We start from the raw sequence: 16,001 nt of genomic DNA, 5'->3' as shown, positions 1-16,001 counted from the left end.
CATCTGTGCTACCGCCATTATTTCTAGTCTGGATTATGTCATACCTTGAAAAATTCTTAAACAAGCGCATGAATGAAGTCATCAAGCCATTATTTGTACCACTCATCTGTATGGTGGTTATGGTACCGTTAACAATTCTCTTAATCGGTCCACTAACAACTGCAGGGGCGAATGGAATTGCTGACGGATATAATTTCTTGGCTGAGCATGTCCCAGCATTGGCCGGAGCTATTATTGGGGGCTTTTGGCAAGTGATTGTCATTTTCGGTGTCCATTGGGGTATTACACCAATGGTTATGGCAAACTTTGATTTATACGGCCGTGATTCATTCCAGGCTTATCAAACTATTGCTGTTATCGCGCAAGTAGGTGCCGTTATTGGGGTTTATATAAAAGCAAAGAGTCAGGAAGTAAGAAAAGTCAGTGTTTCGGCAGGGATAACAGGGATTTTCGGTATAACAGAGCCGGCAATTTATGGTGTTACTTTAAGATTTAAGAAACCGTTTATCTTTGGATGTATTTCAGGAGCAGTTGGAGCCATTGTTGCAAGTTTCTTCAATCCATATTATTTTGCATATGCAGGGCTGCCTGGTCCGTTAACAATTGTAAACGGAATTAATGAAAAATTCCCAACATCAATCTGGGGGATATTAATCGGGGTAGCAATTGCGATTATTCTTCCTATTATATTGATTCAAATTTTTGGCTATGGCGATGATACAGCCAAACAAGCGGAAAATGCAAATGATTCTGTAAAACAGGAAGGTATCGTGAACCAGTCAGATTTTAATGAAGAAGTAGTATTTTCACCGCTTAGCGGAACAATGATTCCTTTATCTGAAGTACCAGATCCAGTCTTCAGCTCTGGTGCAATGGGTGAAGGTATTGCGATTGAACCATCAGACAACAAATTATATGGTCCCTTTGATGGAACAGTTGTGATGGTGGCACCGACTAAGCACGCAATTGGTCTCCGTTCGGATACAGGGGTCGAAATGCTTGTTCATATCGGGCTTGATACTGTTAAATTGGAAGGCACGCCATTTGAATTGAAGGTGAAAGAAGGAGATAGATTCCTTCAAAATGATGTCCTGTTGGAGTTTAATAAAGAATTGATTGAAAAACAGGGCCTTAAAACAGTAACTCCAATCATTATTACAAATACACCATCTTTCCAAAAAATTATCATTGAAGATGAGAAAAACCTATTATCAAATCAGAAAATATTCACAGTTGTGAAATAGAGGAGGAATTTAGAATGAGTAAGTTACCAGAAGGTTTTCTTTGGGGCGGAGCTTTAGCTGCTCACCAATTCGAAGGTGGTTGGAATGCGGGAGGCAAGGGGCCGAGTGTAGTTGACGTCATGACTGCAGGGGCTCACGGGACCCCGAGAAAAATCACTGATACCATTGAAGAAAGCGAATTTTATCCAAACCATGAAGCAATTGATTTTTACAATCGCTATAAAGAAGATATTGCGATGTTTGCAGAGATGGGATTGAAATGTTTGCGTACGTCTATCGGATGGAGCCGTATTTTTCCAAAGGGAGATGAAACTGAACCGAATGAAGCAGGTCTTCAATTCTATGATAATGTGTTTGATGAATTGCTCAAGTATGGCATCGAACCAGTAATCACTTTATCTCATTTTGAAATGCCTCTGCATCTGGCAAGAGAATATGGAGGTTTCCGTAATCGTGAAGTTGTTGGTTTCTTTGAAAAATTTGCTGAAACCTGCTTTAAACGATACAAGGATAAAGTGAAATATTGGATGACATTTAATGAAATCAATAACCAAATGGATGTGAACAATCCAATTTTCCTATGGACTAACTCGGGCGTGTTAGTGAAGGAAGGCGAAAATGCCAAAGAGGTTATGTATCAAACAGCGCACCATGAGTTATTGGCAAGTGCATTGGCGGTAGCAAAGGGTAAGCAAATTAATCCTGAATTCCAGATTGGAGCAATGGTGTCACATGTTCCGATTTATCCGTATTCCTGCAATCCGGAAGACATCATGCTTGCGGAAGAGGAGATGCGCCAACGCTATTTCTTCCCAGATGTCCAGGTACGCGGCTATTATCCGTCTTACGCGCTCAAAGAATTTCAACGAGAAGGCTACAATATCCAAATGGAAGAAGGCGACGAGGAAATTCTCCGGAACGGGACTGTTGATTATCTTGGCTTCAGCTATTATATGTCAACAACGGTAAAAAGTGATGTTCAGAACGATAATACGGGTGACGTCGTGAACGGTGGTTTACCGAATGGCGTGGAAAATCCTTATATCAAAGCAAGTGATTGGGGCTGGTCGATTGACCCGACAGGATTACGTTATACATTAAACCGTTTCTATGACCGTTATCAAATTCCACTATTTATTGTTGAAAACGGCTTTGGAGCGATAGATGTGATGGAAGAGGATGGTTTCATTCACGATGCTGAAAGGATCGCCTATTTAAAATCGCATATTGAGGCTTTGGAAAAAGCAGTTACGTATGATGGTGTAGATTTAATCGGTTATACACCGTGGGGCATCATTGATATTGTATCCTTTACAACTGGGGAAATGAAAAAGCGTTACGGTATGATTTATGTTGACCGAGACAACGAAGGAAAAGGAACAATGAAACGATTTAAAAAGGATTCCTTTGATTGGTACAAAAAGGTGATCGAAACTAATGGAGAAATTTTATAACCATTAACTATTAGCTTCCTTAATATCTTGTTAATAATGTGATTTTAGGGAAGTTAGCTTAAACACTATATAGAATCATTACTCAAGGAAACCTGTATAACGTTCTAGTTATGCAGGTTTTTGAGCAATGATTTGTGATCAGCTAAGACATACTTGTATTTAAGTCCATCAATTAAGAACATGAAGTATTTCTGAACAGAGTTGAAGTTTAGTAGCGATAGTTAGCTAAAATGGTACTCTTAATGGAGGTAAGCTAATGATTAAGCTAGTGTTGACTGATATGGATGGGACATTTTTGAATAATAGCGGTAACTTTAATCGGAAATTGTATAGAGAAGTAAAAAAGATCATGAAGGAAAAAGGAGTTATTTTTTTGCTCCTGTTACGGGTAAGCAATGTGAGCGAGTAGAAGAGTTATTTGGCGAAAATGCAAATGATTTATGGATTTTGGGTGATAGCGCAACCCGAATTAAGCATAACGGAGAATTTGTTTATGAATCGCTATTAAGTAAAAAACTAGGACTCGAGATTATCCAATTACTTGAGGAAATAAGCATTGATCATACTATTATTGCTTGCACAAGGTCCGGTGCCGTAATAAGAGATAATTTATCCCTTAAGGAAACAGCAATCGTCAGAAAATCCTATACGCAAGTAAGACAAGTATCCAATTTTAATGAGATAACAGATGATTTTGTGAAAATTACTATTCATGATCCATTGCTCAACTGTTTTGAGACAAGGGAGAAACTCTCCCAGTTTTTCGAGTCTGCGTATATCGTCGCATCTGAAGAGGCTTGGATTGATATAGCTAACGCGAATGTACATAAGGGAACTACTGTTGAACATCTGCAGCGAATTTTGAATGTCACACCGGATGAAACAATGACATTTGGTGATGGATACAATGATATAGAGCTCATGACTCGCAGCAATTACAGCTTTGCAGTCCGAAATGCTGTTGACAAATTAAAGGATGCAGCTAATTACATCACTCGTTCCAATGAAGAAGACGCTGTGATGAACACAATCATTCATCTGTTATCCTTACAGGGCAAATAATCACGAAATGGAAAATATATGTCTTAATAAAGAAACCTCATATGTAAACTAGATTTCAACATACATAATTAAATCAGCAGGGAGAATTTTTCATTGAATATTTTTGATGCACTGAATATTTTTTACAGAGAAGATACAATTACAGATTTTCTTGTTAATTGTTTTAAAGATTCTAAGGAATTTTTAAAACAATTTTTAAATGAATCGAGTATCTATTTAAATGAACATACTGAATTTTATATTGATACACGTGTTGGCTTGGGGGAAAGCATCGGCACGCCTGATATTCTGATTCGAGCATTAACAGATGACGAAATGAGACTAATTATTGTAGAAAATAAAATGGGTGCTTCTGAGGGATTTGAACAGACGCAGCGTTATGAATCCCAGGAAGCACGAACCCGAATAGCCAAAAAATATAATATTGCAATCGATCAGATAGAATTTCATTATATCTTTCTAGCACTAGATTCAACAGTAAAGCCTAAAAGTTCACAATTTATATTTTTAAATTACGATACTTTTTTAAGAAGAGAATGGCCTCTAAAAGAGGAAAAGCTAAAACTCTTATTTAAAGATTTTCAGCAGAAGCTCAAGCAATTTTATGAGCCTATCATTAGACCATTGGAAAGTCTTGAATTAAATATAGATATGGACGGAATGCAACGCAAGATTTGTTGGCAAAAAGTATTATTTGATGCTTTTTATTCGAATAATGAACTACTTTTAGATTGGGGAGAAGCTGCCGGAGCAGGCCGCAGCAATTTTATTTTTTTAGTTTCAAAATCAAGTTGGACAAGTGGTAAGTCATTCAAAGAAGTAGGTCTGGCTCAAACGTTTAATGTTCATATTGATACATATATTAATATGTTAGATGAAGGAAATAAGCGTGTGAAGGAAATTGGGATACGCTTTGAGTCATATCCATATGAGCCACATAGCAAAATTAAAGACTTACCATATTATGTATGTTTTATGGAGAATAAACGGATATTCAGTGAAAGATTATTTGAAAAGGCAATTAATCGTGGGATTCCTGCAAAGCGTAAAAATACTAAATTACTTACAATGACAATCCCAATAGAAGCGTCAACAGTTCGCGAAACTGTACAAAATATAAAACTACAATTTACTTCAATAGAACATTGTATAGATGATGTGATTAGTGAAATGAAAACGGAGAATTTAATTAAATAGCTTGGGAGTTTCATATATTAATATAAGAGAATTATTGGAAATAAATTGTTTTGAATCCTTAAATAAAGATAGCCGAGGGTGAAGATAATCTACTGTTGTGACGCAGGTTTAAAAGTAGTTAGAATTGAAGAATTATTGAGATAGCTATATGATTAAATTAAATAGATAATTGATTGCAAATAGTTATGTCTTAATAATAATCTATGATAATTTTAGTACTTCCTTTAATTGATCCGGGAGCGGTCTATAAGATTTATTTATTGATTCGAGTAAGGGTCCATTGGGCACTCTATGAATGGGTGATCATAAGATAGAAAGGTTGATAGATATGAAAATTATCGTTTTTGGTGCAACTGGTGGTGTAGGTCAATCTGTTGTCCGTCAAGGAGTTGAGGCTGGTTTTGAAGTAACGGCGTTTGTACGTACTCCATCAAAGCTAGACTTTTCACATGAAAATTTAAAGATTATACAGGGAAATGCTTTCAATCAAGAAGAAGTCTCAAGCGCGATTGCGGGTCATGATGCTGTTGTATCTTGCTTAGGTTCGAATCAGGGGATGAAAAAATCAACCGAGCTTCAAGAGATGATTAAACATATTGTTACCGGTATGAAGGAGCATAATGTAGAGCGAATTATCTACACTGCATCTGCGGGTATCCATAAAGAATTAACAGGGATAAGCGGCAAATTAGTCATGAGAATGCTTAGGAATCCTCTAATCGATCATCGGGCTGCAGTTGATTATATCCAAGCGCATGGATTGAACTACACCATTGTTCGACCGATGGGGCTAACGAATAATCCCTTTACAGGAAAGTACAGAGAATCTGCAACAAGTGTACCAGAGAAATCAAAATCAATTCCACGTGCTGATGTAGCACATTTTATCGTAAAAGCATTACGAGATAGAAGTTATGATCATACGTCAATTGGAATTTCTACTTGAGTAAGTTATATAACGCGCACTTTTTAACCGTAGAATGATGGTTAAATTAAGGTTTTTTCAAAACAGCACAAGTTTTATTAAGTCTCCAAAAAAAGGAGGCTATAAAAAAGTTATTTTAGTAGATAATTCTGGTATAGCTATAATATAAGTAGTTTATTTCATCCCTGCTATCACTTATCCTAGCAGAAATAGTGACATGTTAAGCATAGGTTTTTCCATTTTGGACAGTAAAGATAAATTAAATAGATATTTAGTAAATGTTCTAAAGGCCGTTTAAGGAGCAGTCATCTTAACACATAGTTTGATGACTGCTCTTTTTTTAAAACGTTCAAACAAAGTGGATAGCAGCATTGATTGAATTTATAGAAAAATTTCCAACTTCACTATATGTAGTATATGTCCTTATAGGATCGAAAACGATAATGCCAATAGCTAAGTAATTTATATTCGGAAAAGCCGAAGATTATGGTGATTTTTCAGTTGGGCAAGCCAAAGAAAATTTTGTTGCATGAAGGCATGTTTTTGAGAAACTAAATAGTTTAACTTTTAAATCTAAATTGAAAGAAATTCTGAGATTAGCTTCGGGTAATCCTTTTGGAAGGGCAGCATTTGAAGTCAAAGGGAGCGCGTTTACAAGGGTGTTATACAATGTTTATCAGATAAACAAAGAAGGTAAACATCTTTCTCTCAATAGTGTTGGTTTAATCTCAATAAGCTAAGACATCGAAAGGAAGTTCAATAAAAAAGAAAGAAGCCCCAGTTTAGTTAAATAAATTTTTAGTTACAAATATATAAAAAGAATCCCATATAAAAAAACAGGAAGTATTAAAAAATACCTCCTGTTTTTTGTGTTTACAGTATGCATCTTAAAAGTATGATTGAATTAATTCAATTATCAATACTGTATGAATGTTACCTACAGATCCTATACCTAAAATTAAAAGTATTAGACCAAGGGTAAAGTTATCGCTAAAAGAGAATAAACCAATGAGTATTAATATTAATCCTAAAATAATTGGTTTGAAAAATGCTTCGAAGATAATATTGCACCAGAAATGAGTTTCACCAATCACAAACAATATTAAATATTAACATAGAAAGCAAATAATTGTTAAAGGTTAATAAAACAAGTTTATAAATCAGTCTTTTTTCATCAGACTAGGAATAGTATAAATGGCTTAGTAACCGATGGTAGGATTATTCATCATTTACATAAATTAAATGTCCTTTGAGTAGTGGTTGTTCGTTATATGAGTAAAACTATAGGTGTATATTTGTTTTACTGGAATTTAGTATTTTTATAAAGTTTTGGTTGCTGTCATCCTTTTTAGGGTGTATAAAATATATCGGTAAATATATTGTAAGAAATTACAATATAGCATATCATTAAGTTAAAGTTCTTAATTAAGAACAAAATAACTGATAACTGGTTTAATTAAGGGGGTGAATTATTGGCAAGAAAGAGATTGAATATGATTCAATTTTCCCGAGCATTCGTACCTATTATGGTAATGCTATTTCACTTATCTTTATCCATGCATGTATACTATAATTTTAATTTGCTTGGGCTATACCAACTTCCTATGTCGGGAGGTGTGAGCTACTTCTTTGCACTTTCGGGGTTTATGATGTATTACGTTTACCAAAACAATTTTGGACAACCAAAACAATTGAAGAAGTACTTTATTAATCGATTTATACGAATATATCCGCTTTATTGGATATTAACACTGGTTTTACTGCCTTTTTTACTTTTGTTTCCATGGTACGGAGCAGGGCATGAAACAAAACTGGGCACAATTATTTCATCCTTTTTACTTAGTCCGAATCCAAGTGACGATCCTCCAATTTTAATTCCCGCCTGGTCATTGAAATTTACGATTCTTTATTATTTGATGTTTTCCCTATTATTCATGCCAAAGCCAAGCTTAGGTAAAGTCATTTTAGCCATTTGGGGAGGAATGTGTGCTGCGTTTTTACTTGGTTATATACCGGTCACCAATTTTATTATTGAATTTATCTTTAATGAGATTAATCTGACGCTGCTTGGAGGAATGTGTGCTGCCTATTTAGTGACCCATGTAAGGATCAATTGGTTCTTTTCGCTTTTATTTACTATAACAGGCTTCCTTGGTTTCCCTTTAATGTGGCTAAACTCACTGAATCCAATTTACGATATCAACTTTGATCTTGGGACTGGCTTTGTATCTATTCTTCTTATCATAGGGATTGCATCGATAGATCTTAAAAAGGAACTGCGAATTTCAAGACATTTGAATTATTTAGGAAACGCAGCGTTTTCAATCTATTTATCGCATAATCTGTCATTGGATTTCTTTAATGAATTGTTTAGCCGGTATTATGTATATCAAGCTGTTGGGGGATGGGGGTTAAGTATCATTCTCTTTACCATTATGGTGAGTATTGGCTGTCTCATTCACTCTCGTCTTGAGAAACCTATAATTAACCTGCTTAAGAAGTATTTGTTGGGTGAGAGAATCAGAATCAAAGGAATAAAAACAGTTGTTGTCAAGTATTAAAGATGCAATGGATATGAGCTGTTCAATTACGGGTCATTTTCTTGATAGGGCTCAATACTAAAATTTGGGGTGAGAACTTGAGAGTATTAATTACTGGTGGCTATGGATTTATTGGTTCTTTTGTTGGTGAGATGTTTGCTATGGAAGGCCATGAGGTGCACATTATAGATAACTTATCTACAGGCAGTAGTGAAAATGCAAAATTCAATCATGTATTCTACCAAGTTAATGCAGAAGACCCAAAGTGTGAGGAAATTTTTAAAAAGTTTAAGTTTGATGTTGTGATTCATTTGGCTGCACAGGTAAATGTAGCGATATCGATGGAAGACCCCTATATGGATTCAAAATACAATGTACTCGGTATTTCAAACATGCTAAATCTTGCAAGGAAATATGGAGTGAATAAAGTAGTTTTTGCTTCGTCAGCAGCGGTATACGGATTGAATGAAGAAATACCGTTAAAGGAAGAATCAAAGTGTGATCCAGTATCTCCTTACGGAATGAATAAATGGGTTGGCGAAATGTATTGCGAAAAGTGGAATGAAATCTTTGGCCTTGATACCCTTTGTTATCGGTTTTCAAATGTATATGGTCCAAGACAGGGAACAATTGGTGAGGGTGGAGTTGTCTCGATTTTCATCCAAAGGGTTGCTCAAGGAAAAGATTTAACTATCTACGGTGATGGGGAGCAAACAAGAGACTTTATCTATGTTCAAGATGTAGCAGAAGCCATTTACAGGGGGGTTGAAAAAGACCTGTCAGGAATCTATAACCTATCAACGAATACTGGGATCAGTGTAAATCAGCTAATTGAAACACTCGGAGAACTTGCTGACATAAAGAATGTAAACTATGAAGATGAACGGCAAGGGGATATAAAGCATTCACGCCTTGATAATACAAAAATTAAGAGTGATTTGGATTGGGAACCATTTCATACTTACAAGGACGGCTTGGAAAATACTTACCGTTGGTTTAATGACAATAAGAGTGTCCCAAAAAAAGAAAAAAAGAAAAGAGAAATAAAAATCCCAGAGTGGTTTAACCGGTACAATCTTTCACTGCCATATCTAGAGAATATAGGGTTGCTCGTATTGGTATATTTAATCAGTGATGTGGTGGGTGTCCATTATTATATGGTCGATTATCAACTTGTATATATCATCATGGCATCCTTCCTGCTCGGCAAGGCACAATCCATTCTATCTATTGGTATGGCGACAATCTGGTTCGTGACTGAAAATATATCATTGGGAAGAGATATTATTTCTATGCTTATTGACCCAAGTTCACTTGTACATGTGAGTGTGTACATATTTGCCGGAGTAGTAATACGTTATGTACTGGATAAAAAGGAAACCCTTCTTGTAAATTATCAAAAAGAGGCAACAGAGATTAAGGAAAAATATCAGTTCTTACATACAGCATACAAGGATGCAATGATGGTTAAAGAAGAACTTCAAAACCAAATTCTTTATACAAATAATAGTGTGGGAGTTGTATCTGGAATTATGAAGGATTTGGATCGTCTTGAACCGCATGAAATCTATGAGTCTTCGATTCATATAGTGGAAAATATCTTAAAGACAAAGAAAGTCGCTTTCTATATTTATAACTTCTCAACGGGTGAATTACGATTGCGAGATAAATCTGAAAATTTTGAACAGGAGAAGATTATTGATGTAGAGCATAAGGTACATTTTAAAGATGTTTTAAAAAAAGGTAAGACATTTATCAATAAAACATTGGAAGATGGTCACCCATCAGTAATCGTTCCGGTGCGTGTAAGTGGCACAGTGTCAGGTGTAATCTGTGTGGACGGGTTAAGTTTTGAACAACTGTCCTTATTTTACATTAACATATTAAACACATTAGGTGACCTAATTTCCTCATCCTTGAATTGCGCTCATGAGCATCAGCGCATGTTGGAAAGTAAGGGCATAAATAATCAAACATTTAATAAGGTGACAGCCAATGTTTAAGTGGTTCGTTTTGTATTATCTTTTTTGTCTCTGTTATGTCGGCTATTTATTGTTGAACAATAGGGAGTATAAGGTGATTAAAGCGATTATTATAATCTTCATCCCGGTTCTTGGATATGCCTTATCCTATTTGCTATTTAAAAGGTCAAACAATGTCCAACCTGAAAGCAGAGGGGAAAGCAATAAGGTGTTTTTATTTTCTTCTTTTCCAAGCAGTAAGATTGATGTGGAGCGGGAAATCAATTTAATTCCTTTCCAGGAAGTCTTGCTTTCTAATGATCTTCACCATAAAAGAAGTATGCTTATTGATAGTCTAAAAGACGGTACAAATACGATTGATATTTTATTTAAAGCCACTAAAAGTGATGACAAGGAAACAGCTCATTACGCTGCTACAGCTATTATGGAAATTCAGAAGAAATTTGTTACCTCCCTTCACGGATCGATTGAAAGAATTGAAGAGAATCCTACCGATTATGAAACGATGGATAGATACGCAGAAACATTAAAAAAATATGTAGACAGTAATATGGTTGATGAAGAGACCAAAATGAAACATCGGTTTGAGTTATCAGAGCTTCTTGATCGTCTGTTGGCAAGCCCTGTTTGCTGCAAAAAACACTATGTTGAAAAAATTAATTGTGATTTGGAAATAGGGGATTTGGAAAAATCCCTGTATTATAGCCAGATGTTTATGGTGGAATTTCCTGATGATGAGGTTCCATATTTATTAGCTATGAAAGTATCTTATGCAATGCAAAATTCGAAAAAGCTTTATGAAATTATGAATAAGTTGAAGAGGAGGCCAATTCAATTATCACCAACAGGGTTAAAGGCCCTTCACTTTTGGACGTAGGAGGATGAGAGGGATCAATAAAATCAGTTTAATTAAAATAATCAGCGTAGTGGCGTTCCTTGCTTTGTTTGGAATTGTTGTGATTATCTCACAGCTTGAATCGGTTCACTTGTTCAATTTGAAAAATAGCCCAGTAATAGCTAGTGGAGTAAAGAAGGAAACAGCTCTTTCCCCGGCAGAAATACAAACTATACATCAAGATAAATTTTTGCTTGTCTATGATCCAAAAATTGAAGAGAGTTCTAGTTTAATGAGCAATTTCGAAAAGACTTTGGATTATTTGAAAAAGACCTATACTACAGTTTCAGTATCACAAATGCCCTCACATCTTGATGATTATAAAAATATTATTATCTTGACTCCAAAGCTGGAGTCGATTATGGATTTTCCCCTCATTACCAACTATGTTTCCGATGGGGGAGGAGTGTTTTTTGGAATAAGGCCTGATGCAGATTCAACTGTTTATGAGCGTTTTCATGGCATTTTTGGCATTAATGAGTCAAAGGGGGGTACTTCATACATAGATACTTCGAGTATCAGATTGGAAGCGGATTTGTTGTTAAAATCAAAGGGATTGAAGTTTGAGGATGAGATTGTCTTTTCCAATTCCGTGCTGAATATTAGCTTGAAGGAAAATAGCAAGGTTTTAGCGGTTACCGACAATCACATTCCATTTATTTGGAGTACACCGTATGGAAGAGGAACTTTCATGGTGTTCAATGGAACAATGCTGGACCATGAAATGAACCGAGGATTCATCGCAGGAGCACTAAGCTATTTAAATAATAATTTCATTTACCCCATTATAAACTCAAAAGTAATGTATATAGACGACTTCCCGGCACCTTTCCCTGAGGGGACAAATGATATTATTTATAACGAATATAAAATGGATATTAAAAGCTTTTTTCATAGGGTTTGGTGGCCGGATATGCTGAAGGCTGCAAAGGAATATGACGTGAAATATACAGCAGGTATAATTGAGAGCTATAACGATGATGTTGACGGCCCTTTTAATGAGCGGTTATCGGAAGAGAACTTAAAAATATTCGGGCGTGATTTGATTCAGATGGGTGGAGAGATAGCTGTACACGGATATAATCATCAATCATTAACGATGGATCAAAGTCATGTGGATCGCCTGGGATACACTGCCTGGAATGATAAAAAGGATATGGTCAATTCTTTGAAGGAACTGGACCAATTTGTACAAGATGTATTCCCGGGACATACCTTTAAAACGTATATTCCTCCATCGAATGTATTAAGCGAAGATGGAAAAAAAGCCATTCAAGAAGCCATCCCATCAATCACCAATTTTGCTTCTCTTCTTATACCTGACGACGAGGCTTTAGCATACATTCAGGAGTATCAATATTCCGGTCAATATTATGAAATACCGAGGTTAACCTCAGATTATCATTACGAGGATGAAATTCAATGGATTGTAGCTAATGGCGCAACCTTATATGGGTTGTTTTCACATTTCGTCCATCCCGATGATATTTTAGATGAAGAGCGGAATGAAAATAAAAAATGGGCCGACATGTCGGCGAATTACAGTAAAATGCTCAAGGATATCAAGGGGAAATACCCATGGATGAAAAGTCAAACGGCTTCAAAAAGTACAGAGTCATTAAGGAAATATCAGGATGCGAAAGTGTTTATTTTAGAGAGTGACCAAAAAGTAGAGGGATATATAAATGATTTTCAAGGGGAGTTGGATTTTGTTTTTCGCAGTGATAAAAAAATCGTTGATTTCAATGGCTGTAAGGTAAAAAAAATAGATGGTGATCATTATTTGATACGCGCTCTATCATCTAAGTTCACTATTGAATTGGAGGATGTACGATGAGAATATGCCTGATTGCAGAAGGTTCCTATCCATATGTTGTCGGGGGAGTCTCAAGCTGGGTACAATCCTTGATTACGGCAATGCCTGAGCATGAATTTATTATTTATGCCATTGGTGCGGATGAAAAAGACAAGGGGAAATTTAAATACAAACTTCCGGCGAACCTCATTGAAGTACGGGAAATCTTTTTAAACACAGGGATGGCATGGTCCGGAAGGCAAGGCAAAAGAAATATACTGTCAGATTGGGAGAAACAAGCTATTAAATCAATACTGGTCAGTGATCATGGAAACTGGGAGGCTTTGTTTTCTATCTTTAAAGGAAGATATAGAAATTTTCGCTCAGCTGCTGAACTTGTTACAAGCCAGAATTTTTTGGATATTGTTAAAGAGGTATGCAGCGAGTCATATTTTGAACTGCCTTTCACCCAGTTATACTGGTCTATAAGATCTATGCTGCTGCCTTTACTATCTGTACTTTCTTATCCTCCTCCGAAAGCTGACTTGTATCATAGCATTTCAACAGGATATGCAGGCATCGTTGGTTCGTATTGTAAACATTATTATGGAAGTCCTTATGTCGTTACCGAGCACGGGATTTATACAAGAGAGCGTGAGGAAGAAATTATTAAATCAGATCAAATTAAAGGACCGCTGAAAACGCTGTGGATTAAATATTTTCATAGTTTATCAAAAGGTGCCTATGCATCAGCAAATCAAGTCGTTACATTATTCAATGCAAATAGGGAAATCCAGGTTGAAATAGGCTGCCCGGAAGAAAAGACATGTATCATACCCAACGGTGTATTCCTTGATGATTATTTAGACTTACCGCAAAAGACCGGAGGGGACAAACAATTTGTAGACATTGGGGCTGTAGTCAGAGTAGTGCCAATTAAAGATATAAAAACGATGATTCAAAGCTTTGCTATTGTGAAAAGAAAGATTCCAAACGCCAGATTTTACATCATGGGTCCAGTTGATGAAGATCAAGACTATTACGAGGAATGCTTGCAATTAGTGGATTTTTTAGGCCTTCGAGACATTCAGTTTACTGGAACGGTGAATGTTAAAGAATATATTGGAAAAATGGATTTACTGGCTCTTTCAAGCATCAGTGAGGGACAACCGCTTGTCCTGCTTGAAGGTATGGCAAGTGGAAAACCGTTCGTCTGTACAGATGTAGGAAGTTGTAAAGAGCTATTGTATGGCAGGGAAGATTCATTTGGTCAGGCTGGATATGTAGTCTCAGTTATGGATTCTGTTGGAATGGCAACCGAAATCATAAGACTTGCAGAAAACCCTCTTCTCCGAGCAAGAATGGGAGAAAGTGGACGCTTGCGTATAGAGGCCCACTATTCATGGAAAGATTTCATTGAGCAGTACCGAAAAATTTATGGAAACAGGGGTTATTTGAATGGCGGGGATAGGATTCCAACTCAAAAAATTAGTGGATAATAATAATTATGGTGGTCTCAGAGCTTTTGCTTATTCTTCTGTTATCATTTCTGGTCCATTGATTTTATGTATAATCCAGTTACTGATTGGCCAAAAGCTATTAATGGATTCAGGATCAACCTTCTTGGAACGTGAACTCTTGTTAACCGGGACAATGTACAGCTTTGTATTTTCACAAGTAATAACCGGGGGTTTCTTAATGGTTGTTACAAGATATGTATCTGATCAAATCTATTTAGAAAAGGAAGAAAATATTCTTTCCTCACTCTTTGGTGTCATAGGGATTATCGTGTTAATTGGAGGCTTGGCTGCAATTGCTTTTTATGCCATATCCCCATTAAGTATGCCCTTTAAAATAGTTGCCTATCTGTTTTTTATGGAATTGCTGATAGTAAATATACTGGCGATTTATATTTCTGCAGTTAAGAAATATATGCAAATCGTTAAGGCATATGGATTGGGGGCTCTCACGGCAGGTATTACAATGTGGCTTTGCTTACAGATAGTGGATTATCTAAAAGCTGAGCATGTGATGGCTTGTATGGCTGCAGGATTTATCGTGGCCATTGTTTTCCTCATAAACAGTATCAAAGAACGCTTTCCTAAAGCCAATAAAAACTGCTTTGATTTTCTGTCCTACATACAACAATACCCATCACTATTTTTAATTGGTTTGTTTTACTCCCTATCATTGTTCAGCCATATTTTTATTGTCTGGGGAAGCAATCTTCAAGCGGTAGTTGGTAATACGTTTGTAATGGCTCCATTCTATGACGTACCAGTCTTCTATGCTTATTTATCTATTATTCCTGCGATGGTTATGTTTGTTGTTTCAATGGAAACATCGTTTTATAAAGTTTATAAAAGGTACTATGAAAAAGTAAGCGGAGAATATTCTTTGAGCCAAATAAATGAAGCGAAAACTAAAATGTTTCAAGTGTTAACCCGTGAATTAGTCATTATCATGGAATTCCAACTGTTCTTTACCATCCTGGCAATTGCTCTTGGTATAACCGTCATACCATTATCAACAGAACAAATTCACATTTATAATATATTGGTAATTGGGAATTACTTCTTCATCATCATGTTTATCTTAATGCAAATCTTGCTTTATTTCGATGATCGAAAAGGTGCGCTAATTGTCATCTCCAGTTATATGGTTGTTAGTATGATGAGCATGATTGCCGTTATTCTTATAGGAGGCAATTATGGATTGGCTGGTTTCTGCTCAGGATTAACTGGTCTGATTATCGCCTTTTGGAGAATTTATCATTATGGTAAAAATATAGAGTACTATACGTATTGTACTCAACCACTGTTTGCCAGTGAAAAAATCAGCTTTTTAACCAGGGTGGCAAATCGAATGAATGAGATTAATGGAGAGGGGAGGGGAAATTAATTTTCC

10 protein-coding genes and 1 pseudogene are annotated in these 16,001 nt (G+C 36.0%); all 11 read left to right on the top strand.

The window, feature by feature from the left end; translation table 11 throughout:
• Nucleotides 1-1,244: glucose PTS transporter subunit IIA (locus AC58NB_RS09260; protein WP_497426538.1), on the top strand; the 1,244-nt coding region annotated here is incomplete at its 5' end.
• A 14-nt stretch (nucleotides 1,245-1,258) separates the two neighbouring features.
• Complete coding sequence (gene bglA, locus AC58NB_RS09255) at nucleotides 1,259-2,698, top strand: 6-phospho-beta-glucosidase BglA (protein ID WP_497426537.1); 1,440 nt, start codon at nucleotides 1,259-1,261, stop codon at nucleotides 2,696-2,698.
• A gap of 256 nt (nucleotides 2,699-2,954) precedes the next feature.
• A pseudogene (locus AC58NB_RS09250) lies at nucleotides 2,955-3,760 on the top strand (HAD family hydrolase).
• A gap of 93 nt (nucleotides 3,761-3,853) precedes the next feature.
• On the top strand, nucleotides 3,854-4,957 hold the full coding sequence (locus AC58NB_RS09245; RefSeq protein ID WP_497426536.1) for a PD-(D/E)XK nuclease family protein: 1,104 nt from the start codon (nucleotides 3,854-3,856) through the stop codon (nucleotides 4,955-4,957).
• Between the two features lie 328 nt (nucleotides 4,958-5,285).
• On the top strand, nucleotides 5,286-5,903 hold the full coding sequence (locus AC58NB_RS09240) for an NAD(P)-dependent oxidoreductase (RefSeq protein ID WP_497426535.1): 618 nt from the start codon (nucleotides 5,286-5,288) through the stop codon (nucleotides 5,901-5,903).
• Between the two features lie 1,451 nt (nucleotides 5,904-7,354).
• On the top strand, nucleotides 7,355-8,443 hold the full coding sequence (locus AC58NB_RS09235; RefSeq protein ID WP_497426534.1) for an acyltransferase family protein: 1,089 nt from the start codon (nucleotides 7,355-7,357) through the stop codon (nucleotides 8,441-8,443).
• Between the two features lie 77 nt (nucleotides 8,444-8,520).
• Nucleotides 8,521-10,425, top strand: coding sequence for an NAD-dependent epimerase/dehydratase family protein (locus AC58NB_RS09230; protein WP_497426533.1), 1,905 nt, complete (start codon nucleotides 8,521-8,523; stop codon nucleotides 10,423-10,425).
• Nucleotides 10,426-10,498: 73 nt separating this feature from the next.
• The gene (locus tag AC58NB_RS09225) at nucleotides 10,499-11,281 is read left to right on the top strand and encodes a hypothetical protein (RefSeq protein WP_497426532.1); all 783 of its coding nucleotides are present in this window, start codon (nucleotides 10,499-10,501) and stop codon (nucleotides 11,279-11,281) included.
• Nucleotides 11,282-11,285: 4 nt separating this feature from the next.
• The gene (locus AC58NB_RS09220) at nucleotides 11,286-13,136 is read left to right on the top strand and encodes a DUF2194 domain-containing protein (RefSeq protein ID WP_497426531.1); all 1,851 of its coding nucleotides are present in this window, start codon (nucleotides 11,286-11,288) and stop codon (nucleotides 13,134-13,136) included.
• Entirely contained in the window at nucleotides 13,133-14,593 is a 1,461-nt protein-coding gene (pelF, locus tag AC58NB_RS09215; protein ID WP_497426530.1) for a GT4 family glycosyltransferase PelF, read from the top strand. The genes AC58NB_RS09220 and pelF overlap by 4 nt, the downstream gene beginning before the upstream one ends.
• On the top strand, nucleotides 14,553-15,995 hold the full coding sequence (pelG, locus tag AC58NB_RS09210; RefSeq protein WP_497426529.1) for an exopolysaccharide Pel transporter PelG: 1,443 nt from the start codon (nucleotides 14,553-14,555) through the stop codon (nucleotides 15,993-15,995). The genes pelF and pelG overlap by 41 nt, the downstream gene beginning before the upstream one ends.
• Nucleotides 15,996-16,001: the final 6 nt, after the last annotated feature.

The sequence above is a fragment of the Pradoshia sp. TA40_28 genome, from assembly GCF_059694525.1.
The sequence above is the reverse complement of the archived record's forward strand: the minus strand, read 5'-3'. Positions and strand labels throughout refer to the sequence as shown.

Bases quoted from the DNA above. Each gene is read 5' to 3' on its own strand.
- bglA (WP_497426537.1), top strand. From the start codon at position 1,259: ATGAGTAAGTTACCAGAAGGTTTTCTTTGGGGCGGAGCTTTAGCTGCT.
- pelF (WP_497426530.1), top strand. From the start codon at position 13,133: ATGAGAATATGCCTGATTGCAGAAGGTTCCTATCCATATGTTGTCGGG.
- pelG (WP_497426529.1), top strand. From the start codon at position 14,553: ATGGCGGGGATAGGATTCCAACTCAAAAAATTAGTGGATAATAATAAT.
- AC58NB_RS09220 (WP_497426531.1), top strand. From the start codon at position 11,286: ATGAGAGGGATCAATAAAATCAGTTTAATTAAAATAATCAGCGTAGTG.
- AC58NB_RS09240 (WP_497426535.1), top strand. From the start codon at position 5,286: ATGAAAATTATCGTTTTTGGTGCAACTGGTGGTGTAGGTCAATCTGTT.